The sequence below is a fragment of the Streptomyces sp. HUAS TT11 genome (assembly GCF_051553595.1).
Lineage (GTDB): Bacteria > Actinomycetota > Actinomycetes > Streptomycetales > Streptomycetaceae > Streptomyces.
Genome location: NZ_CP196184.1, coordinates 5,550,939 through 5,573,666 on the forward strand (window position 1 = coordinate 5,550,939; position 22,728 = coordinate 5,573,666).

The 22,728-nt window shown below is 71.9% G+C and carries 14 protein-coding genes; 6 read left to right on the forward strand and 8 right to left on the reverse strand.

Features of this window, described 5'->3' with window-relative positions; translation table 11 throughout:
• Positions 1 to 23 precede the first annotated feature (23 nt).
• The 7 genes from ACSHXN_RS24835 to ACSHXN_RS24865 form a co-directional block, all read right to left on the reverse strand.
• Positions 24 to 2,225: a bifunctional glycosyltransferase/CDP-glycerol:glycerophosphate glycerophosphotransferase gene (locus tag ACSHXN_RS24835; RefSeq protein WP_355129003.1), complete on the reverse strand. Its 2,202-nt coding sequence runs from the start codon at positions 2,223 to 2,225 to the stop codon at positions 24 to 26.
• A gap of 5 nt (positions 2,226 to 2,230) precedes the next feature.
• Positions 2,231 to 4,423 carry a bifunctional glycosyltransferase/CDP-glycerol:glycerophosphate glycerophosphotransferase gene (locus tag ACSHXN_RS24840; protein ID WP_438303717.1) on the reverse strand — a complete coding sequence of 731 codons (2,193 nt, stop codon included), beginning with the start codon at positions 4,421 to 4,423 and terminating at the stop codon, positions 2,231 to 2,233.
• Between the two features lie 145 nt (positions 4,424 to 4,568).
• The gene (locus ACSHXN_RS24845) at positions 4,569 to 6,824 is read right to left on the reverse strand and encodes a bifunctional glycosyltransferase/CDP-glycerol:glycerophosphate glycerophosphotransferase (RefSeq protein WP_438303718.1); all 2,256 of its coding nucleotides are present in this window, start codon (positions 6,822 to 6,824) and stop codon (positions 4,569 to 4,571) included.
• 164 nt (positions 6,825 to 6,988) lie between these two features.
• A complete protein-coding gene (locus ACSHXN_RS24850) occupies positions 6,989 to 7,897 on the reverse strand; it encodes a carbohydrate ABC transporter permease (protein ID WP_355129009.1) in 909 nt (302 codons plus the stop codon).
• Positions 7,894 to 9,174 carry a carbohydrate ABC transporter permease gene (locus ACSHXN_RS24855; protein ID WP_355129361.1) on the reverse strand — a complete coding sequence of 427 codons (1,281 nt, stop codon included), beginning with the start codon at positions 9,172 to 9,174 and terminating at the stop codon, positions 7,894 to 7,896. The genes ACSHXN_RS24850 and ACSHXN_RS24855 overlap by 4 nt, the downstream gene beginning before the upstream one ends.
• 79 nt (positions 9,175 to 9,253) lie before the next feature.
• Entirely contained in the window at positions 9,254 to 10,645 is a 1,392-nt protein-coding gene (locus tag ACSHXN_RS24860; RefSeq protein ID WP_355797760.1) for an ABC transporter substrate-binding protein, read from the reverse strand.
• Between the two features lie 204 nt (positions 10,646 to 10,849).
• Positions 10,850 to 14,269, reverse strand: coding sequence for an FHA domain-containing protein (locus ACSHXN_RS24865; RefSeq protein WP_438303720.1), 3,420 nt, complete (start codon positions 14,267 to 14,269; stop codon positions 10,850 to 10,852).
• Positions 14,270 to 14,812: 543 nt separating this feature from the next.
• Here ACSHXN_RS24865 and ACSHXN_RS24870 point away from each other — a divergent pair.
• From ACSHXN_RS24870 to ACSHXN_RS24885, 4 genes are all read left to right on the forward strand, one after another.
• A complete protein-coding gene (locus tag ACSHXN_RS24870) occupies positions 14,813 to 16,474 on the forward strand; it encodes a serine/threonine-protein kinase (RefSeq protein WP_356291769.1) in 1,662 nt (553 codons plus the stop codon).
• 201 nt (positions 16,475 to 16,675) lie between these two features.
• Positions 16,676 to 17,911, forward strand: a complete 1,236-nt coding sequence (locus ACSHXN_RS24875) for a serine/threonine-protein kinase (RefSeq protein WP_356291767.1) — start codon at positions 16,676 to 16,678, stop codon at positions 17,909 to 17,911.
• Between the two features lie 153 nt (positions 17,912 to 18,064).
• Positions 18,065 to 19,171, forward strand: a complete 1,107-nt coding sequence (gene prfB, locus ACSHXN_RS24880) for a peptide chain release factor 2 (RefSeq protein WP_355129017.1) — start codon at positions 18,065 to 18,067, stop codon at positions 19,169 to 19,171.
• Positions 19,172 to 19,497: 326 nt separating this feature from the next.
• Positions 19,498 to 20,388, forward strand: coding sequence for a hypothetical protein (locus ACSHXN_RS24885; protein ID WP_438303722.1), 891 nt, complete (start codon positions 19,498 to 19,500; stop codon positions 20,386 to 20,388).
• Between the two features lie 117 nt (positions 20,389 to 20,505).
• On the opposite strand, the gene ACSHXN_RS24890 is transcribed toward ACSHXN_RS24885, so the two are convergent.
• Complete coding sequence (locus tag ACSHXN_RS24890; protein ID WP_351222103.1) at positions 20,506 to 20,697, reverse strand: hypothetical protein; 192 nt, start codon at positions 20,695 to 20,697, stop codon at positions 20,506 to 20,508.
• 330 nt (positions 20,698 to 21,027) lie between these two features.
• Here ACSHXN_RS24890 and ftsE point away from each other — a divergent pair, with 330 nt between their 5' ends.
• The gene (ftsE, locus tag ACSHXN_RS24895) at positions 21,028 to 21,717 is read left to right on the forward strand and encodes a cell division ATP-binding protein FtsE (protein ID WP_059127796.1); all 690 of its coding nucleotides are present in this window, start codon (positions 21,028 to 21,030) and stop codon (positions 21,715 to 21,717) included.
• A gap of 28 nt (positions 21,718 to 21,745) precedes the next feature.
• Positions 21,746 to 22,666, forward strand: a complete 921-nt coding sequence (gene ftsX / locus ACSHXN_RS24900) for a permease-like cell division protein FtsX (protein WP_355129019.1) — start codon at positions 21,746 to 21,748, stop codon at positions 22,664 to 22,666.
• The last annotated feature ends 62 nt before the right edge of the window (positions 22,667 to 22,728 follow it).

Consider the following 22,728-nt stretch of genomic DNA (forward strand, 5'->3'; position numbering starts at 1 on the left):
ATCCTCCCGGCGCCGGGCGCGTGTCATGTCGAGGCCGGCACGTCGCAGTCGCCCGCCGAGGGGGCCGGGATGGAGACGGCGGTGTCCGGCTCGCCCAGCATCAGGGTCCGCACCACCCGCCGGGCCGCCTGGCCGTCGTCGAACTCGCAGTAGCGCGCCCGGAAACCGGCCCGCAGTGCCGCCGCGTCCGCGTCCTGCCAGCAGCCGGAGGTGAAGAGCCAGGCCAGCTCGCGGTAGGAGCGCGAGACCTGCCCGGGCGCGTTCGCCGTGATGTCGACGTATGTGCCCCTGCTCGCCCGGTACGCCCCCCAGTCGGCGGCGTGCACGACGATCGGCCGGTCCAGGTTGGCGTAGTCGAACATGAGGGCCGAGTAGTCCGTGACCAGGGCGTCCGAGGCGAGCATCACCTCCTCCACATGCGGCTCGTCGGTGGCGTCGACCAGCACGCCCCGCCGGTGCAGCTCCGCCAGCCCCATCCCGCGGGCGGGACCGTCCGCGAGCGAGGGGTGGAGCCGGACCACGAGGGTGTGCCCCTCACCCAGGTCCTCGGCGAACCGCGCGGGGTCGAAGGGCTCCACATGACCACCCCGCACATGGTCGCGGCGGGTGGGCGCGTACAGCACGACCGTGTGGTCCTCGGGAATGCCGTGCCGAAGCCGGAAGGCGGCCCCGTCGTCGGGTTTCGCGTTCACGAGGACGTCGTTGCGCGGGCTGCCGGTGCGGAGCGAGGTGAAGTGGCAGGGATAGACCCGGTCCCACACCAGTTCGGAGTGGCGGTTGGCGACCAGGCTGTAGTCCCAGCGGTCGGCGCGGCGCAGCATCCCCGGCACGTCGAGGCCGTGCCGGGCGCCCGGCTTGCCCCGCAGATCGGTCCCCATGTACTTCAGCGGGGTGCCCTGATGGGTGTGGACGTGCACGCTGCCGGGGCGTTTGACCAGCGAGCCCGGCCAGTTCACGTTGTTGACGAAGTAGGTCGCCCGCGCGGTGACCTGCCGATACGCGGGGGAGCCCGGCAGGACGTACTCGATGTCCGGCGGCAGACGCTCGACCCCCTCCGGGTGCACCACCCACACGCCCCGGATGTGCGGTGCCAGGTCGCGCGCCGCGCGGTGGATCGCGGCCGGGTCACCGAGGACGCCTTGGTGCGAGAACGCCGAGTACACCGCCAGGTTCGGGTCGAGCGGCCGGTGTTCGTGCGCCCAGGACCACCCGCGCCCCACCCGGCCGGCGGCCGCCCGGCGGGCCTGCCCGGCACGCAGACCGAGCGCGCGGCCGGCGGCCGAGGCACGCTGCCGGGCCCGGTAGCGGGTGTAACCGCCTTCCAGGACACGCAGTGCGGCGGGGACCGGCTCCCGCGTACGGTGCCTGCGGAAGAGCTCGGCCGTGCGGGCGAAGAACTCGGCCTTGGCGGACGCGGGCAGCCGGTCCGGTTTGGCGAGGACGTCCAGGCAGTGCTCGCCCATCTTGCGATGCAGGCAGGGCCGCCAGCGGTTCAGTTCCGGGTGGGCGTCGACGTATGCGAAGACCCGCTCGTACTGGTCGTGGATGTCGAAGTGCTTACGGCTCGTGGTGGACAGGATGTTGCCCTGGCGGCGCTGCCGGTAGAGGAGGCAGATCCGGTCGAGGGCGGCGATCCGCCCGGCGCTGAGCAGAGCGGGGAAGGTCCAGGGAGTGTCCTCGTAGTAGCCCGGCGGGAAGCTGAAGCCGTGGTCGGTGACGTAGTCCCGGCGGTAGGTCTTGTTCCACACCACCATCAGCAGGTCGAGGATCTCGGGGCGTTCGGCCGCGGTGAACGTGCCGGCGGCCTCCGTGAGCACCCGGGCCAGCGCGTTGCGCCGGGTGCCGCCCCACCAGTAGGAACGGGCGTAGTCGAAGACCAGGACGTCCGGGTCCCGGGTCTCCTCGAGCCGGTCGGCGATCGCCCGCAGCGCGCCGGGTGTGAGGGTGTCGTCGCTGTCCAGGAACAGCAGGTAGTCACCGGTGGCGTGCGGCATCCCCGCGTTGCGCGCCCGGCCGAGGCCGACGTTCTCCGGCAGGTGCAGCACACGCATGCGGGGGTCGCGTTCGGCGTACTCGTCCAGGATCGCCCCGCAGCCGTCGGGGGAGCGGTCGTCGACGGCGACCACCTCGAAGTCGGCGTACGACTGGCCGAGCACCGAGTCGAGGCACTCGCGCAGGAAGCCCTGCACCTTGAAGACGGGGACGATGATGCTGAAGCGGGGCACGGGAATCAGCTCCTGACGAGGGCGGGGGCCGGGGCCGGGATGCGCTCGGCGAGCGGGATCACGGGCGGGATCGACTCCGGCGGCTCGCCCAGCAGCACCCGGCGCACCACGCGTTCTGCGGCGCGCCCGTCGTCGAACCCGCAGAAGCGCTTGCGGAAGGCGGCGCGCAGGGCGGCGGCGGAGCCGTCCGCGTACGAGCCGTCCCGGAAGACGGCGGCCAGGTCCTCGGGCGCGTGGGCCACCCGGCCCGGCGGTGCCTCCATGAGGTCGAAGTAGACGCCCCTGGTCTCCCGGTACACGTCCCAGTCGTCCGCGTACACGACGATCGGCCGGTCGAGGTTGGCGTAGTCGAACATGATCGACGAGTAGTCGGTGATCAGCGCGTCGGCGGCCAGGCACACGTCCTCGGCGGAGCGGTGCCCCGTGACGTCGATGATCCGGCCGCCGTTCCGCGCCGCGCCCACGTCGTAGAAGTAGTGGGCGCGCAGCAGGACGACGTAGTCGTCGCCGATGGCCTCGCAGAACGCGTCCAGGTCGAGGCGTGCGTCGAATTCGGTGCTGTAGTCGCGGTGCGTGGGCGCGTAGAGGATCGCCGTCCTGCCCTCGGGGACGCCCAGTTCGCGGCGGATGCGGGTGACGTCGCGTGCGGTCGCGGTGTAGTAGACGTCGTTGCGCGGATAGCCGTACTCGAGGGTCTCGTAGGAGCCGGGGAAGGCCCGCTCCCACATCTCGGTGGAGTGCCGGTTGGAGGAGAGGTTGTAGTCCCAGCGGTCCACCCGGGTCAGCAGCTTGGCGAAGCTGCCGGTCGCGGCCGCGACCACGGGATACGTCGACTGGTCGACGCCCATCCTCTTCAGCGGGGTGCCGTGCTGGGTCTGCAGATGCACGCTGCCGGGGCGCTTGACCACGCCGTCCGCGAAGTTGGCGTTGTTGATGCAGAACGCGGCGCGGGCGAGCACGTCCCAGGAGGCCCGGCTGCCGAGCACCGCGTACTCCACGTCCGGGGGAAGGGTCGCCACCGCGTCCGGCTCGACCAGGAACACCGAGCGGATGTGCGGGGCGAGTTCCCGGGCCTTGGCGTGGATCGCGGCCGGATTGCAGGTGTAGCCGCGGCCCCAGTACGCGCAGTACACGGACAGGTCGGCCTCGAGCGGGCGGCGCAGCGCCAGTGCGTACCGGAGCCGGGTGCGCAGCATGCGCGGAACCGGGGCCCTGCGTACCGCCTTCGTTGCGCCGCGGTTGGCGCCGCGCAGCGCCCGGAACGCGCTGTAGGCACCGCAGGCGAGCAGCCGGTGCTGGATCCCGGCGCTGCCCGCGGGCGGCCGGTAACCCGACGGGCGGTGGCGGCGGTAGAGGCGCGAGGCCTGCCGGAAGAAGGCACGGCGCCGAGGTGTCGGCAGGCGTTCCGGATGCGCGGCCGTCCGCAGGACCACGGCGAAGATCTGCTCGTACAGCGGCAGCAGCCGGTCCGTGGGAAGGGCGAGTTCGGCGGCCCGGCTCAGGACCAGATCGGCCTGGTCGAGAAGGTCGAACTGGTGCTCGCCCGGGGTGTGGAGCCGGCTGCCCTGCCGGCGCACCAGATGCCGTACGCAGACCGAGCGCAGCACCGAGACGCGTTCGGCGGCGAGCGTGACCAGGCCGCCCCAGCCGATGTCGGTGAAGTGGCTCGCCGGAAAGGCCAGTCGGTGGCCGGTGACGAACGCGCTGCGGTAGGCGGCGCTCCACGCGGGCACGGACACACCGGTCAGCTCCGGGGCCCGGCCGGGGGCGAAGGCGCCCTCGGGGGCCCGGCCGAGCGGGGGGGTGGACGGCTCGGCGTCCCACCAGTGGACCCGTTCATGGTCGAAGTAGAGGACGTCCACCTCGCCGACCGCAGCCAGGTGCCGGTCGATCGCCGCGAGGGCGCCCGGTGTGAGGACGTCGTCGCCGTCGAGGAACAGCAGATAGGACCCGGTCGCCGCCTCCGCCCCGGTGGTACGGGCCACCCCCAGGCCGCCGGAGGGAGGCGAGGTGAGCGGGACGACCCGCTGGTCCCGCTCGGCGTACGCGGTCGCGACCGTGCCGGCCGTGGAGTCGGGTGCGTCGCAGACCGGGATCACCTCGAGGTCGCCGAAGGACTGGCCGAGGACGGAGTCCAGGGCCTGGGACAGGCGGCCGGCGACGCCGAAGGCGGGGACGATGATGCTAAAGCGGGGCATTCTGCTCTTTCTCTCGGGCCCCGGTCCCCGTCCCGGGGCCGGTGCGTCGTACGCGTGCGGATGGGTCAGCGCCCGGGCCCTCCGGGGAGGACGGTGGCGGGCCTGTGCGGCATGCGGAACTCCGGGGGTCGGGGCGGTTCGGTGGTCAGAGGCGTTCGGTGGCCGGTACGCGGCCGGCGGGCACCGGGACGGTGGTGAGCGGTGCGGTGGGCTGTCCCGCCGTGGCGGGCGGGACCGGGTGCCGGCCGGCCAGGGGGACCACCGACGGCAGCCAGGCGTTCTCCCCGAACACCACCCTGCGCACGATCCGTTCGGCCGCGCGCCCGTCGTCGTGCGGGCAGAAGCGCTCGCGGAACGCCCTGCGCCGCTGCTGCGAGCGTGAGCCGCACCAGTGGCCGGTCGTGAAGATGTCGGCCAGTTCCTCCTCGTCGCGCGCGACCGCGCCCGGCGGGAAGTCGCGCACGTCGAAGTAGGTGCCGCGGGTCGCCTCGTACGCCTCCCAGTCGTCCGCGTACACGACGACCGGCCGGTCGAGGTTGGCGTAGTCGAACATCAGCGACGAGAAGTCCGTGACGAGCGCGTCCGAGGCCAGGCACACCGCCTCGACGCTCGGATGGTCGGAGACGTCGATCACCCGGTCGCCGGTGGCCCGGGAGAGAGGTTCGCCGAACGACGGGTGCGACCGGGTCAGCAGCACAAAACGCGGTCCGAGCCGGTGCAGAAGCCGTTCGGGATCGAGGGCGGGGCGGTGGTCGCGGCGGTAGTCGCGGAACGTCGGCGCGTACAGGATCGCCACCGAGCCCTCGGGGATGCCCAGCGTCTGGCGCAGCCGGGCCACGTCCGCCGAGGTCGCACGGGCGAAGACGTCGTTGCGGGGAAGGCCGTACTCCAGTGTGGTGAACCCGGACGGGAACACACGCTCCCAGACGAGGGTGGAGTGGCGGTTGCCCGAGACGACGTAGTCCCAGGAGTCGGCGGAACGCAGCATCCGGCCGGAGTCGGCGGAGCGGGCGGCGGCCGGACGGTCCTGGAGGTCCAGGCCCATGCGCTTGAGCGGGGTGCCCTGCCGGGTCTGGATCAGGATCTGGCCCGTGCGCTTGACCACACCGGGGCCGAAGTCGTCGTTGTGCACGAGGTACTTGGAGCGGGCCAGCGCCGTCCAGTACGCCGCCGAGTCCGGCCGCAGCCGGCGTGTGGTGAGCGGGACGGTGTGGTGATGCTCGGGTCGCGCGATCCACGCGGTGCGGATGTGCGGGACGAGATTGCGGAACGCGGACTCCAGGGCGCCCGGATTGCAGCCGTACCTGCCGCCCTCGTCCCGGGTGAAGACGGCGCGGTCCGCGCGGAGCGGAAGACGGAGCTGGAGGCGGTAGTGCGCCCGGAGCGCGGCGGCGCTCAGCCGCCGGCCCGCCCCGGCGGCCAGGCGCCGGGTGCGGCGTGCCAGGCCGGACGCCAGCGACAGCGCCCGGTAGGTGCGGTGGCTGCCGAGCCTGATCAGGAGGTGGCGCAGCCTGAGCGGTGCGCCCGGGACGCGGTATCGGCGGTAGTGGGCGCGGGCCAGCCGCAGGAACTCGGTACGGCTGTCCCGGGGCAGCCGGCCGCGCCGGCCGTAGACGGTGGCCAGATGGTCGACCATGCGGCGGAACAGCACCGGGCGCCAGCGGTCGAGTTCGGGACGGGCGTCGAGATGGGCGAAGACCCGGTCGTACTGGTCGAAGACGTCGAAGTGCCTGCGGCTCGTCGAGACGAGAATGCTGCCCTGGCGGCGCTGGCGGTAGTGGATGCAGACCCGGTCGAGCGTGGCGACGGTGTCCGCGGTCAGCAGCACCGGGAACGTCCACGCGGTGTCCTCGTAGTAGCCGGGTGGGAAGACGAAGCCCGCGCGCTCGACGAACTCCCGGCGATAGGCCTTGTTCCAGACCACCATCAGCAACGAGAGCAGGCCGGGGCGGTCGTCGAGGCGGAACGGCGCCGGCCCCTCCTCGGTGAGCAGATCGGCCAGCTGGTTGCGGACCGTGCGCCCGGTCCAGCACGTGCGGGCGTAGTCGAAGACCAGGACGTCCGGCTCGGACGTCGCCTTCAGCCGGTCCGCCAGGTCCCGCAGCGCGTCCGGGGTCAGGGTGTCGTCGCCGTCGAGGAAGAGCACATAGTCGCCGGTCGCGAGCTCGAGACCCGCGTTGCGGGCCGGGCCGAGTCCCACGTTGTGCGGCAGATGCAGCGGCCGGACGCGGGGGTCACGGGCGGCGGCCTCGTCGATGACGGCGCCGCAGGCGTCGGGCGAGCAGTCGTCGACGGCGATCACTTCGATGTCGGTGAACGACTGCTCCAGCACGGATGTGAGGCATTCCTCCAGGTACGCCTGAACCTTGTACGCGGGAACGATGACACTGAACCTGGGCAAGGGGCATCCATGGGATCGGCGCGGGCATACTGCCCGGAAACGGCCGAAGGGCCGCTTCGGTTACGCCGGATGCGGCATCCGGGGGAACGTCGACGGAAACCCCAGGTGAACGGAGGGGGTGGACCCCGGTAGCGGCCCACCCCGGAACTTCCGTACGGTCGGCCCTACTTGACGGCGCCCGCCATGACACCCGACACGAACTGCCGCTGGAAGGCGAAGAAGACGACCAGCGGGATCACCATCGAGATGAACGCGCCCGGTGCCAGGACGTCGATGTTGTTGCCGAACTGGCGTACCTGCGTCTGCAGTGCGACGGTGATCGGCTGCGTACCGGACTTCGTGAACACGAGCGCCACCAGCATGTCGTTCCACACCCACAGGAACTGGAAGATGCCGAGACTCGCGATCGCAGGACCGCCGAGCGGCAGCACCACCCGTGCGAACAGCCGGAGTTCGCCCGCACCGTCGAGCCGGGCCGCCTCGAGCAGCTCCCGGGGGATCTCCGCGAAGAAGTTCCGCAGCAGGAACACCGCGAAGGGCAGGCCGTAGCCCGTGTGGAAGAGGACCACACCGAGGACCGTGCCGAACAGGCCGATCTTCCCGAAGAGTTCGGCGATCGGGATCAGCGCCACCTGCACGGGGACGACCAGCAGGCCGACCACGCCCAGGAACCACCAGTCACGGCCCGGGAACTCCATCCAGGCGAAGGCGTAGCCCGCGAGGGAGCCGATCGCCACGACCAGGAGGGTCGCGGGAACCGTGATCAGGACCGTGTTCAGCAAGGAGTTGGTGATGTCGCCGTTCTCCAGGAGCTTCTGGTAGCTGTCGAAGGTCAGCTGCGAGGGCTCGCTGAGGACCTTCCACCAGCCGGAGGCGCTCATGTCGGCCGGTGTGCGCAGCGAGGCGAGCAGCAGACCCACCGTCGGCACCAGCCAGAACAGCCCGACCACGATGAGGAAGACCCGCACCAGGCCCCCGCCCACGCCCTCCGCGAGGCGCGCACCCAGGGACCGCCCGGCGCGCACGGCCGTGGTGGACGCCGCCTTCGGCAGACTTCCGGCCTGTGTCGTCATCGCCGCACCTCCCGCCTGAGTCTGCGGATGTTGAACAGCATCACCGGGATGACGAGCAGCAGCAGGAACACCGCGATCGCACTCGCGATGCCCGGCTGGTCCTCGGAGAACCCCTTGCGGTAGAGCTCCAGGGCGAGGACGTTCGCGTCGTCCTGGGACGAGCCCGGCGGGATGATGAAGACCAGATCGAAGATCTTCAGAACGTTGATCATCAGCGTCACCGTGACCACGGCGAGCACGGGCGCCAGCAGCGGCACCGTGACCCGGCGGAACACCTGCCACTCGTTCGCACCGTCCACGCGCGCCGCCTCCAGCAGCTCCCGCGGCACGCCCGCGAGGCCCGCGGCGATCAGCACCATCGCGAAGCCGGCCCACATCCACACATAGGCGCCGATGACGGCCGGGGTCACGAGCGCGGGGCCGAGCCAGTCCACGCCGTTGTACGGCTCTCTGAAGTTGCTCGCCGGCAGCCGCAGCCGAGCCCCGTCGGCGGCGGCCGGCAGGGTGAAGGTCCCGTCGGCGGCGGCCTTGGTGGAGGCGACGACCCTGCCGTCCTTCACCGCCTCGATCCGCATGCCCGCGTAGCCCTGCTCGGCCGGGTCCACCGCGCCGAGCTTTCCGACACCCTTGCCGCGCGTGAAGTCCTGCCAGGCCGTGCCGGTGACCTTGCCCGGCTGCGGCTGCGCCCGGGCGGCCGGCCCGGCGCTCTTCGGCATCCGGTCGGGCGCGACGCCGACCAACGGGAGCGCGACCGTCCGCCCCGTGTGCACCGTGGTGGCGGTGACGAAGCCGCCGCGGTCGGGCCGGAGGGGCGACTGACGACCCGGGTGGGCCTTGGGGAACGCGGACGACTCGGCGAACGTGTCGTGGACGCCCACCCACACCGCGTTGGCGACGCCCTTGTCCGGGTCCTGGTCGTACACCAGCCGGAAGATGATTCCCGCCGCCAGCATCGAGATCGCCATCGGCATGAAGACGACCAGCTTGAAGGCCGTTCCCCAGCGCACCCGTTCGGTGAGCACCGCGAAGATCAGTCCCAGCGCGGTCGAGACCGTCGGCGCGAACACCACCCAGATGATGTTGTTCTTCAGGGCGGTGCGGATGCCGTCGTCCGTGAACAGGGCCCGGTAGTTGTCGAATCCGGCGAAGGAGTCGCCGGACTGGCTGAGGAAGCTGCGGATCAGCGAGTACCCGATCGGGTAGACCACGAGCGCGCCCAGCAGTACCAGGGCGGGCAGCAGGAACAGCGCCGCCACGGTCCTGCGGGTGCCGGTCACGCTCTTGCGCCGACGGGGGCCGGAGGACGGCGCCGGTGTCCCGGCGACGTCCTCCGCGGCTGCCGACGACATCGCCGGATCAGCTCCCGCTTCCATATGCCGCCGCCGCGTCCTTCTCCAGCTTCGCCTGGGCGCCCGCGACGTCCTTGGGGTTCTTCAGGAAGTCCTGGAGGTCCTTCCACTCGCCCTTGCCGGGCGTGCCGCCGAAGGCCTGCGGGGCCTGATCGGACATGTCGAAACGGAAGTTGTCGCCGGCCGAGACGAGTGCCTCGGCCATCTTCCGCTGCACGTCGTTGGGGTAGGCGGACAGCGCGACCGACCTGTTCGGCGAGAGGTAGCCGCCGAGCTTCGCCTGGATCGTCGCGGCGTCCGGCGACGCCAGGAAGGTGACCAGTGCCTGGGCCGCCTCGGAGTCCTTGAGGATCACGGCCGCGTCGCCGCCGGAGACCACGGGCGCCTGGCCGCCCACCGCCGGGAAGGGGAACACCTTCGCGTCCGTGCCGATCTTCGCCTTGGTCTCCGCGATGTTGACCTGTGCGAAGTCGCCTTCGAAGACCATGGCGGCCTTCGGCTGGTCGCCGCCGGTGAAGGTCTGGGTGACGGATGCCGGGAACTCCGTCTGCAGCGCGCCGTTCGCGCCGCCCGCGACGAAGTCCTTCTTGCCCCAGATCTGGGCGAGTGTGGTCAGCGCCTCCTTCACGGACGGGTCGGTCCACTTGATCGTGTGCTGGGCGAGCTGGTCGTACTTGTCCGGTCCCGCCTGGGAGAGGTAGACGTTCTCGAACCAGTCGGTGAGGGTCCAGCCGTCGGCGCCGCCGACGGAGAACGGGGTGACCCCGGAGTCGTAGACGGCCTGGGCCGCCGTCATCAGCTCCTCCCAGCGCTTCGGCTCCTCGGCTCCCGCGTTCTCGAAGGCCTTCGCGTTGTACCAGATCAAGGACTTGTTGGCGGCCTTGTAGTACGCGGCGTACTGCTTGCCGCCGACCTTGCCGAGGTCCTGCCAGCCCTGGGAGTAGTTCTTGCCCAGCTCGGCCTGGGCCCCGGGCCCTAGGGGCTTCGCCCACTTCTTGTCGACGGCCTGCTTGATGGCGCCGGGCTGGGGGAGCAGTGCGACGTCCGGCGGCTGCCCGCCGGCGATCTTCGAACCGAGGAAGTTGATGATCGGGTCCTGGGCGGGCACGAAGGTGACCTTGGCGCCCGTGCGCCTCTCGAACTCCGCGAGGACCTGTTTGAAGTTCTTCTGCTCACCACCGGTCCAGACGGCGGCGACCTCCAGGCTCTGGCCGTTCAGCTTGGGGAGCGTGACGGTGGAACCGCTCTCCTTGCCGCCGGCGCTCGGTTTGTCGTCGCTGCTCTTGTCGTTGCCGCCGCCGCAGCCGGTGAGGGCGAGTGCCCCGGCGAGGAGGGCGGCCGCCGTGGTCAGCGCGGCTCTGCGGGTCGAGTGAATGGGTTGTTTCGGTGACGTGCGCATACGAAGAGTGCTGTGCATCACTGCCCCGTTCTTCGTTCCTCGTCGAACGTTCGAGTGCTGTCCCGTGCGCTCCGGTCTACGCGGGGTCCTTCGGGTCGGCAAGAGCGCCTGCACTGTCAACCCCGCGATCGTGACCGCGTCGTGACGTACCGTCAACGAGCGGCCCGGTGCGACTCGGCACACGCCGGGCACGGGCCCCCGGCGTCACAGCAGCGAAGGCACCTCGATCGCCGACACCGAACGTGCGGCCCGCTCCAGCGCGCTCGCCAGCAGCGCCAGGTCCGTGGGGCCGTTGCCCAGTTCGCGGACGGGACGCCGGGCAGGCGGGTCACCCATGCGCTGCCACTCCAGCGGGACGACCGTGGGGCGCAGCGTCGCCGTGCGGGGGATGCGGCCGGTGATCCGCCCACCCTGGAAGGGCGTGACCTTGCCGTCCGCCCGTGTCAGCCGCCCACGTCCGGGCGTCGGTTCGTCCGTACCCGGGGAGACCTCCTCGAGCGCGATGCGCAGCGCGGCCGTCCGGGCCGGCTCCCACTGTGCCGTCCGCCCACCGGGGGCAGCGGCGGCGACGAGATGCACACCGAGCCGATCACCCTCCCGGGCCACCGCCTCCAGGGCGCGTACCACCGATCCCGCCGCCGGGCGTCCCGGCGAGCCGAGCGCCGGTGACAGCAGCGCGTCGAGATCGTCGACCAGCACGACCAGCCGTGCCGGCGGCGGCACCTGCGGCGTCCGCTGCCGGGTCGCCGCGGGCCGCAACCTCAGCGTCGTACTCGGCGGGGTGTCCAGGTCGCCGGAGTCCGAACTCCCCGTCCGCTGCGACCCGATCCGGCCCGACACCCCTTGGCGCGTGTGCCACTCGGCGAAGCCGAGCCGTCCCAGCAGCTCGGCCCGCCGCTTCAGCTCGGCGGTCAGCGACTGCGCGAACTCCCGCATGCGCACCGGGTCGTTGGCCGCAAGATGTGTGGTGACGTGCGGCAGATCCATGCAGGCCCGCAGGCCGTCCCCGCCGGCGTTGCCGTTGGTCCCGCAGTCGCGGCCGTCGACCAGCACGATCCCGAGCCGGTCCGGCCGCTCGGCCGAGGCGAGCGACGCGGCGATCGAGCGCAGCAGTTCCGTACGGCCGCTGCCGGGCGGTCCCTCCAGCAGCAGATGCGGCCCCTCCGCGGCCAGGTCCAGGCACACCGGGCCGCGCGGCCCGGCGCCGAGCACCGCCCAGACACGTCCGCCCGGGGCCTGGACGTCGTCCATCGCATCCGCCCAACGCGCCATCAGCGACGCCGGGGTGGCCCGCGCCAGGCCCAGCTCGTCCAGCAGCCGCACCGCCTGGGGCAGCGGCGCCGAGACGCGCGTGTGCCGGTCCCCGCCGCCGTCGGTGCGCAGCGGGGCGAGTGCCCGCGCGAACCGCTCGGCCCACGCCGGGGACACCGCGTCCACCGCGGCGACCGTGCCGTGGCCCACCGGGGCGCGGAGTCCGAGCGCGGCGTCGGCGCCCTCACCCGGCGCGACCCGCAGCAGTCGCAGTGCCGTGGCCACGTCGCCGCTCAGCAGCGCCACGGCCCCGCACTCGCGGAACGCGGGCGAGACCGCGCACGCCGCCTCGAAGGTCGCCGTCATCGGTGAGGCGGGCGAGGCGGGCGGCGCCTCGGCCAGGCAGACCACATGGATCCCGGCCCGCGCCCCCTGCTGCGCCAGCCGTGCCACGGCCTCGCGCACGGCGGCACCGCCGGGGTCCCCGTCGACGATCACCACGGTGTACGGCCCGGGGAACGCGCCGCCCGCGGGGCCGTCCTCCTGCGCCCAGGCGGGACGACGGGCGGCACCGCGCAGTGCGGGGGCGTCGTGGCGATCGCCCGGATCGGCGGGATGGTGGGGGACGCCCAGGGACTCGCCCGCCGGACCGTTGGGGGCGGTTCCGTGCAGGGGACCGGAGAGCCCGTCCTGGTCCGTGAGGTGGTCCTCCAGGCGGCGCAGCAGCTCGTCCGTGCGTGCTGCCGCCTGTTCCCGGTCGTAGGCCAGCAGGAGTCTGCAGTCCTGCCCATGGGCCGGGCGCAGATGGGGCAGCCAGCCGAGCCAGGACCAGTCGGCGGTGCGCTCCTCCAGCGAGCGGGAGCGGTCCGCGCTGATCAGCACCAGCTCCAACGTGTCGGGGGAGTGCAGGGCGGCGAGCTGCGCGATCACCACGCGGGCCAGCCCGGACAGCCGCTCCCGGGGCCCCGCGAGGCCGAGCGAGCCCACCTCGCGCAGCCCGGCGGTCACGGGGACGGCGGGCAGCAGTCCCGAACCGTCCGGGGCGGCCCGGTCGGCCGTGCCCAGCCGTACGGTGAGCGTCTCCGGATGCCCGGGTCCGCGCTCCCACAACCGCGGTCCGGGGCCGAGGACGGCCAGCAGCAGCGATGCGGGATCGGGCCACTTCTCCGGGGCGGCGGCCGCCAGGAACGCGGGCGCCGGCGCCCTTCCGTCCGCGTCGTACGCCCCTCCTCCGATGCCGCTCTGGTCGCCGCGGCCGCCGGTCAGCCTGCGCGCCCACGCGGTGAAGCCGCGCCTGCGCACCCCCGCGGGCACGTCCGTGCCGCGCGGTGGGGTGCCCTTGCGCGTGCCCTCGGCGGCCGGGTCCCGGCTCTCGATCGAGGGGGCTGCGCCCTGCCCCGGTACGACCGGAGCCGTCGGGGTGCCGTCCGCGTTCCGCGGGTCCTGCGGCTGGAGCGGGGCCGGGAACGCAGGGGAGGACGGCTCCACGGCCCCGTGCTCCTGCACGCCCGGGCCGGCCGCGTCCGCGGCCCCCCAGGCCGTGACGCCGAAGCCGTGATGCGTGTCGCCCGCGAGGCCGCCGGAGGGACCGGTGCGCCGGGCGCGGGCGGGATCACCGCCCGTTCCGGAGAGGTCGGCGGTGCCCGAGCCCGCCGCCGTGGCGTTCCCGCTGTGCGCGGGGGGCACGGACGCCGGCCGCGCTGCCTGCGCCGGGCCCTCGCCGTCCCCCTCGCCGAGGACGCGTACCCGACCCTCTCCGTCCGGTGCCGTCCCCGCGGGGCGCACCCGGCCGGGCAGGGTCAGCCGCAGGGCCGATTCGCCGATACGGAGCAGGGCGCCCGGGGCGAAGCGCACCGGGTGGTCGGTCACCGGGCCGCCGTCGAGCACGGTGCCGTTCGTGGAGTTCAGATCGGCGACCGAGACGCTGCCGTCGTCGGTGACCGTGATCGCGCAGTGCAGCCGGGAGACGTCCGGGTCGTCCAGCGGGACGTCCGCGTCGGCGGAGCGGCCGATGCGGATGGCGCCCCCGTGCAGCAGATGGACGCCGCCCGCGTCCGGGCCCGCGACCACGTGCAACTGGGGCGCGTCAGCGTCGGGCTCGGGGCCCGGCTCCGCGGGGGCGCCGAGCGTCAGTACCGCGCCGTCCAGCAGGGGAGGTTCACCCAGGGTGCAGCGCTGCGCGTCCAGCCGCTCCGCGCCCGCGTACAGCACCGAGGGACCCTCGCCCGAGCCGGCCGCCGCGGCCAGGCCCGACGCGACCGCGGCCAGCGCCGTCCCGGCGGGCGCGGTGACCAGCACATCGCAGCTCGCGGCGCGTGCCCGGGACTCCGGGGGCGGGCCCAGCGGGTCTACGACGGTCAGCCGGATCTGCATCGCCGTCAGCGGTCCCTTCTGCACGGGCGCCCGAGGCCGGAACAGGGAGCCGCGTCGCGGTCCCGACCGCGACCGTCCCCCCCACCGCGCACGAGCACATCGGCCAGTACGGGATGCATCCTCGCACCTGCCACCGACAGTGCGCCCGCCGCCCGCCGTCAAGTGATCTTGATTGGTCGGCTCTGCCCGCAAAAGTGCCTGACCGGTGCACGGCCCTTGTCCGCTTGAGATCGGTCACGTCCGGTCCTGGCAACCATGTGTGCCGGAGCGAGCGTCTTCTCGTCGACGACCGAATGTCGAACATCTGCATGCCTCTCGTACGTACATCCCATGGATCGGGCGGGAAAGGGCATGGGGACGCGTGAAGCCCGTGTACAGGGGGCCGGGGAACGGCGGGGTGTCCGCAGACGTCCATGGCTGTGAAAGGCGGCGGACGCACAGCCGTCGACATCCCGGTGCCAGGATCTGCGGCACTACAGTGGGTCGAACCACCCTTAGAACGGGTGGACGGTCCGGACAAGCAAGCAGCAGGGAGCGCATGACGTGCGGCCGGTAGGCAGCAAGTACCTGCTCGAGGAGCCGCTCGGACGCGGCGCCACGGGCACCGTCTGGCGAGCCCGCCAGCGGGAGACCGCGGGTGCCGAGGCGGCCGTCGCGGGGCAGCCCGGCGAGACCGTGGCGATCAAGGTCCTCAAGGAGGAGCTGGCGAGCGACCCCGACGTCGTGATGCGGTTCCTGCGGGAGCGGTCCGTCCTGCTCCGCCTGACCCACCCGAACATCGTGCGCGTGCGCGACCTGGTGGTCGAGGGCGATCTGCTGGCACTGGTCATGGACCTCGTCGACGGCCCCGACCTGCACCGCTACCTCCGTGACAACGGGCCCTTCAGCCCCGTCGCCGCGTCCCTGCTCACCGCGCAGATCGCCGACGCGCTGGCCGCGAGTCACGCGGACGGCGTAGTGCACCGCGACCTGAAGCCGGCGAACGTCCTGCTGCGGCAGGACAGCGGCCGTATGCACCCGATGCTGACCGACTTCGGGATCGCCCGGCTGGCCGACTCCCCGGGCCTCACCCGCACGCACGAGTTCGTGGGCACGCCCGCGTACGTCGCACCCGAGTCGGCCGAGGGCCACCCGCAGACCTCCGCCGTCGACATCTACGGCGCAGGCATCCTGATGTACGAGCTGGTCACCGGGCGTCCCCCGTTCGGCGGAGGGTCGGCCCTCGAGGTGCTCCACCAGCACCTGAGCGCCGAACCGCGCCGCCCCTCGACGGTGCCCGACCCGCTGTGGACGGTCATTGAGCGCTGCCTGCGCAAGAACCCGGACGAGCGGCCCGGCGCCGAGAACCTGGCGCGGGCGCTGCGGGTCGTCGCCGAAGGGGTCGGCGTGCACGCGAACTCCGCGCAGATCGCCGCCGCGGAGGGGGTGGGCGCGCTGCTCGCCCCGGACCCCGATCCGGCGAGCGTCCCGGGCTCCGCCGACCCCACCCAGGTGCTGCCGCACAACGCCGCCGGGTACGACCCGAACGCGGCGACCAGCGTCCTGCCGAACACACCGGGCGCCGGGGACCCCACCACCGTGCTGCCGAGCACCGGCGCGGCGGACCCCACCGCCGTGATGCCGCCGGTGCCGCAGCACCAGCCGGGCGGTCAGCCCCGGCCGGAGGAGCCGCACCCCTGGCAGACGCAGCTGCGCGCGGCCCGTGACCGCAACGAGCAGACGCAGGTCCAGGCGTACCTCGATCCCGGCCAGGACCCGCTGCGCCGCCGGCCGCAGCGGCAGGTCGCCCGTCCCCAGCAGGGGCAGCGGCAGTCCGGGCCCGGGTACGGGCATCCGCAGCAGCAGGGATACCCGCAGCAGCAGCCCCAGCAGTACCCGCCCCAGCGTCAGCAGTACGCGCCCCAGCAGCAGCCGCAGCGGTACGCCCCCGCGCCGCAGCAGCCCCGGCAGCCAGCCCCGCGTCCGGCACGCGAGCCGCGCGAGCCGCGGCAGCGCAGCGCCAACCCGATGAAGATCCCGGGACTCGGCTGCCTGAAGGGGTGCCTGTTCACGATCGTCATCCTGTTCGTGGCCGGGTGGCTGGTCTGGGAGTTCAGCCCGCTCCAGGACTGGATCGGTACGTCGAAGTCGTACTGGGCGCAGCTGAGCCAGTGGTTCTCCGACGTGACCGGCTGGATCGGGAAACTGGGCGGCGGCACGTCCTGAACGAGGGGTCGGAGAGCCCAAGAACCCTTCGAGCTTGGGGATTTGTCGACACCTGACGGGTGATTTCCGCCTTGGCGGTGAAGGTTGCGGCCCCGGACGCGTAGTTTTGTCGACCGGGTCCGGGGATCCGCGGCATCCGCCGCGGCATCACCGACCCGGAACGGCGCAGCGTCGGCAACCCGCGTCCCAGTAGGAGCAGTCTTGGCACGGAAGATCGGCAGCCGGTACACCGCGAACCAGATCCTGGGACGGGGGAGCGCCGGCACGGTGTGGCTGGGCGAGGGGCCGGAAGGGCCCGTCGCCGTCAAGCTGCTCCGGGAGGACCTCGCGTCCGACCAGGAGCTCGTGGGCCGCTTCGTCCAGGAGCGCACGGCGCTGCTGGGGCTCGACCACCCGAACGTCGTCGCCGTGCGGGACCTGGTGGTCGACGGCAACGACCTGGCGCTGGTCATGGACCTGGTCCGGGGCACCGATCTGCGGACCCGGCTGGACCGCGAGCGCCGCCTGGCGCCCGAGGCCGCGGTGGCGATCGTGGCGGACGTGGCGGACGGGCTGGCGGCGGCGCACGCGGCCGGGGTCGTGCACCGGGACGTGAAGCCGGAGAACGTGCTGCTGGACATGCAGGGGCCGCTCGGCCCGGGCGGCGCCCATCCCGCGCTGCTGACCGACTTCGGTGTCGCCAAGCTGATCGACTCACCGCGCCGCACCCGGGCCACGAAGATCATCGGCACTCCGGACTACCTCGCGCCGGAACTGGTGGAGGGGCTGCCGCCCACGGCGGCGGTGGACATCTACGCGCTGGCGACGGTCCTGTACGAGCTCCTGGCGGGCTTCACGCCCTTCGGCGGCGGGCACCCGGGCGCGGTACTGCGCCGCCATGTCACCGAGACCGTCGTGCCCCTGCCCGGCATCCCGGACGAGCTGTGGCAGCTGATCGTGCAGTGCCTCGCGAAGGCCCCGGCCTCACGGCTGCGCGCGTCGGAGCTCGCGGCCCGGCTGCGGGAGCAGGTGCCGCTGCTGACCGGGATGCCGCCGCTGGACGTGGACGAACCCGATGCGGAGCCGGCCGAGGAGCCGCCGTACGAGGCGGTGGTGCCGGGCGAGCGGGCCACGGCCCGGGAGCGCCGCGGGTCCGTCCCGCTGGTGCCGGGGGCGAAGCCGGACTCCAACCGGGACACCCACACCTCGATGCGGGTGCCGGCGCCGGACGAGCTGGCCGGCGGCGCCCGGGGCACGGCCCGCGCGCCCCGCGCCGCGGGCGCCCCGCGCCCGGGGTCGGCCCGCCACCGGGCGCAGACCCGCAGACGCCGGCTGGTCCTGGGCGCGGTGACGGCGGCCCTGCTGGCGGCGGTCGGGGTGGGGGCATGGCTCGCGACGTCCGACGGCGACGACGGGCAGCCCCCGGCGACACGGAACTCGGCTCCGGCCTCCCCCTGACAGCGGGCGCCTGCTCGACCGCCGGCGCCCCGCCCCCACCGCCTGCGGTCGGTACGGGCGGCGCGGCCCCCCGCACCTGCCCCGGCGCCCGGCCGTTCCGTAACCGGCGGTCACCCGGCGTTCACCGCCTGGCGGAGCCGTTACGCTGGATGCGTGGCAGTCGTCGATGTATCCGAAGAGCTCAAGTCCCTCTCCTCGACCATGGAGTCGATCGAGGCCGTTCTGGACCTCGACAGGATGAGGGCAGACATCGCCGTGCTCGAGGAGCAGGCAGCCGCGCCGTCCCTGTGGGACGACCCGGACGAGGCGCAGAAGATCACCAGCAAGCTCTCCCACCTCCAGTCCGAGGTGAGGAAGGCAGAGTCCCTGCGCGGCCGGATCGACGACCTCGGGGTGCTCTTCGAGCTCGCCGAGGCCGAGGACGACCCGGACACCCGTGCCGAGGCCGAGTCCGAGCTCACCGCGGTGCGGAAGGCTCTGGACGAGATGGAGGTCCGGACGCTTCTCAGCGGCGAGTACGACGCCCGTGAGGCGCTCGTGAACATCCGCGCCGAGGCCGGTGGCGTCGACGCCGCCGACTTCGCCGAGAAGCTCCAGCGCATGTACCTGCGCTGGGCCGAGCAGCACGGCTACAAGACCGAGGTCTACGACACGTCGTACGCGGAAGAGGCGGGGATCAAGTCCACGACCTTCGCCGTCCAGGCGCCGTACGCCTACGGCACCCTCTCCGTCGAGCAGGGCACGCACCGGCTGGTCCGCATCTCCCCCTACGACAACCAGGGGCGGCGTCAGACCTCCTTCGCGGGTGTGGAGATCCTTCCCGTCGTCGAGCAGTCTGACCACGTCGAGATCGACGACTCCGACCTCCGTGTCGATGTGTTCCGGTCCTCCGGTCCCGGCGGCCAGGGCGTCAACACGACCGACTCCGCCGTGCGGATCACTCACCTTCCCACCGGCATCGTCGTCACCTGCCAGAACGAGCGGTCCCAGATCCAGAACAGGGCCAGCGCGATGAACGTGCTGCAGGCCAAGCTCCTCGAGCGGCGCCGGCAGGAGGAGCAGGCCAGGATGGACGCCCTCAAGGGCGACGGCGGCAACTCCTGGGGCAACCAGATGCGTTCGTACGTCCTGCACCCCTACCAGATGGTCAAGGACCTGCGCACCGAGCACGAAGTCGGCAACCCCGAGGCCGTGTTCAACGGCGAGATCGACGGGTTCATCGAGGCCGGGATTCGCTGGCGCAAGCAGCAGGAGAAGTAGACCGGACGACGGACGCCGTCGCCGCGGCCGAAAAGCGGCCTTCTGTCCAAAGGCAACTGCCCCCCGCGCGGGGGCAGTTGCCTTTTCCGTGACCGATGTCCGGGTTTTGCATCACGCTCACAGGGTGGCGTCTCCGTCAAACGATCAGCAAGGGGACATCGCGCACGCAACGACCTTGACGTTGCTGTGAAAACTCGGAAGGGTGAAGCGCGGCATGCGCATCACTGGGGCGTTTGAGAACCGGGGGGTTCCAGTACCGCCGTCCCCGACGTCGTGGCCCCCGTGCGCTGCTCCGATGACGATCAGCTACAGGGGGTAACAGGAAGATGACCAAGAAGACGCGGATCCGCGTGGCGCGGATAGCCGCCGGTGCGGTGATAGCCGCGGGCGCCTCGCTGACTGCCGCGGGTGCGGCCTCCGCGCTGGACGCGCATATCGAGGCGGGCCCGATCTCCGTGGATGTGAGCACGGGCGACGGAGAAAGCGACGGCGGCACGAGCGTCGGCACGTCCACAGGCACCAGTGACGGCGGCACGAGCGTCGGTACGTCGACCGGCACCAGCGATGGTGGTACGTCGACCGGCACCAGCGACGGTGGTACGTCGACCGGCACCAGTGACGGTGGTACGTCGACCGGCACCAGTGACGGTGGTACGTCGACCGGCACCAGTGACGGTGGTACGTCGACCGGCACCAGCGATGGTGGTACGTCGACCGGCACCAGCGATGGTGGTACGTCGACCGGCACCAGCGATGGTGGTACGTCGACCGGCACCAGTGACGGTGGTACGTCCACCGGCGCCAGTGACGGCGGTTCCGGGAACTCCGGCGGCAACGGCGACGGCGGTTCCGGGAACTCCGGCGGCAACGGCGACGGCGGTTCCGGGAACTCCGGCGGCAACGGCGACGGCGGTTCCGGGAACTCCGGCGGCAACGGCGACGGTGGCTCCGGCAGCTCCGGCGGCAGCAGCACCGGCGGGGACCAGACCGGCCCCGACGGCAACAACGCCGTACCGCAGGACCAGGGGTCCTCCGCCCTGACCGACACCGGGTCGTCCACCGAGGCCGGCACCGGGTCCAAGGGCAAGGAACTCGCCGACACCGGCGCCGGCGAGACCACGGTCCTGCTGCTCGGCGCGGCCACGATGGTTGTCGGAGGCATCGGTTTCCGTGTGCTGCCGCGCCTCGTGAGCGGCCGTGGCGGGACCGTCGCCTGATCGGCGGGCGCACAAGCCCGTCCGCGGGCGTCAGAAGCGCGTAGGAAGGGCCCGGGGCGTTCTCGCCCCGGGCCCTTCCCGTACGTTCCTGAGTGCGCTCTGCGGCGTCTCGCCGGGCTACGCCGTCTGGTGCGCCAGCAGCGCCACCGCCGCGATCAGTACGGCGACAAGTACGATCAGTGCCGTAGGGTTCAGCCCCGACCAGGGGTTTTCCTGCTGAAGCCGCTGTCGGCTGGCACGGCATACGGGGCAGCGACCCTCACTGACGGGCGCCGCACAGTTCGCGCACACCAATCGGTCGTACGTCATGCGCCTCGCCCTCCTTGTGCCGCTTCCACGTACACAACGTTTCCGGGAACGCAACCGTTCCCACTCCACTGTGCCAGGTTCCGTGAATTTCGGCGCGGGACCCTGGTGGACTGGGCCCGGAAGCGTTCGCCGAGGAGCGGTTCCGCCCCTTTTGCGGCCGTCGGCGGTCCTTGGCCGCTCGCGCGGTCTCCCGCACCCCTTCCGCGGCACTCCTCACGCCGGTGGCGGACAAAAGGTGCGACTCTCGTGCAACCCAGACCGGCGACTGCGCTTGCACACCTGCTTCGCGTATGGTCACGGTCACCTACCCCAACGGCCAGTGGTGCATCCGTGATCCGATTCGACAACGTGTCCAAGGTCTACCCCAAGCAGAACCGCCCCGCCCTCAGGGATGTGTCCCTGGAGGTCGAGAAGGGCGAGTTCGTGTTCCTCGTGGGATCCTCCGGCTCCGGAAAGTCCACTTTCCTGCGGCTCATCCTCCGCGAGGAGCGGTGCAGCACCGGGCAGGTGCATGTGCTGGGCAAGGATCTCGCCCGCCTCTCCAACTGGAAGGTGCCCCAGATGCGCCGCCAGCTGGGGACGGTGTTCCAGGACTTCCGCCTGCTGCCGAACAAGACGGTCGCCGAGAACGTGGCCTTCGCCCAGGAGGTCATCGGCAAGTCGCGCGGTGAGATCCGCAAGTCCGTGCCCCAGGTGCTCGATCTCGTCGGGCTCGGCGGCAAGGAGGAGCGTATGCCCGGTGAGCTCTCGGGTGGTGAGCAGCAGCGTGTGGCGATCGCCAGGGCCTTCGTCAACCGCCCCAAGCTGCTGATCGCCGACGAGCCCACCGGCAACCTCGACCCGCAGACCTCCGTCGGCATCATGAAACTGCTCGACCGGATCAACCGGACGGGCACGACCGTGGTGATGGCGACCCACGACCAGAACATCGTGGACCAGATGCGCAAGCGCGTCATCGAGCTGGAGAAGGGCCGCCTCGTCCGAGACCAGGCGCGCGGCGTCTACGGCTATCAGCACTGAGATCCACGGAAAGGCTTGAGCAGACGCCATGCGCGCCCAGTTCGTTCTGTCGGAGATCGGTGTCGGTCTCCGCCGCAATCTGACGATGACCTTCGCGGTGATCGTCTCGGTCGCCCTCTCCCTCGCCCTCTTCGGTGGCTCACTCCTGATGAGCGACCAGGTGAACCAGATGAAGGGCTACTGGTACGACAAGGTCAACGTCTCCGTCTTCCTCTGCAACAAGAGCGACGCGGAGTCCGATCCCAACTGCTCCAAGGGCGCGGTCACCGAGGAGCAGAAGAAGCAGATCACCGGCGACCTGGACAAGATGACCACCGTCGTCCAGAAGGTCACCTACGAGTCGCAGGACGAGGCCTACAAGCACTACAAGGAGCAGTTCGGCGACTCGCCGCTGGCCAGTTCGCTGACCCCGGACCAGATGCAGGAGTCGTACCGCATCAAGCTGAAGAACCCGGAGCAGTACCAGGTCATCGCGAGTGCCTTCAACGGCCGCGACGGCGTGCAGTCGGTACAGGACCAGAAGGGCATCCTCGACAACCTCTTCGGGTTGCTCAACGGCATGAACTGGGCCGCGCGCGCGGTCATGGCGATGATGCTGGTGGTCGCGCTGATGCTGATCGTCAACACGGTGCGTGTCTCCGCGTTCAGCCGCCGCCGGGAAACCGGCATCATGCGCCTGGTCGGCGCCTCCGGCTTCTACATCCAGGCGCCGTTCATCATGGAGGCCGCGGTCGCCGGGCTCATCGGAGGCACGGTCGCCTGCGGTTTCCTCGTGGTCGCCCGGTACTTCATCATCGACCACGGTCTCGATCTGTCCCACAAGCTGAATCTGATCAACTTCATCGGCTGGGACGCCGTGCTGACCAAGCTGCCGCTGATACTCGCCACGAGCCTGTTGATGCCGGCGCTTGCCGCATTCTTCGCGTTGCGCAAGTACCTGAAGGTGTGACGCACGACAACGGGGCGGTACGGGCAACGGCCGGTACCGCCCCGCGGGTTGTCCTAGACTCA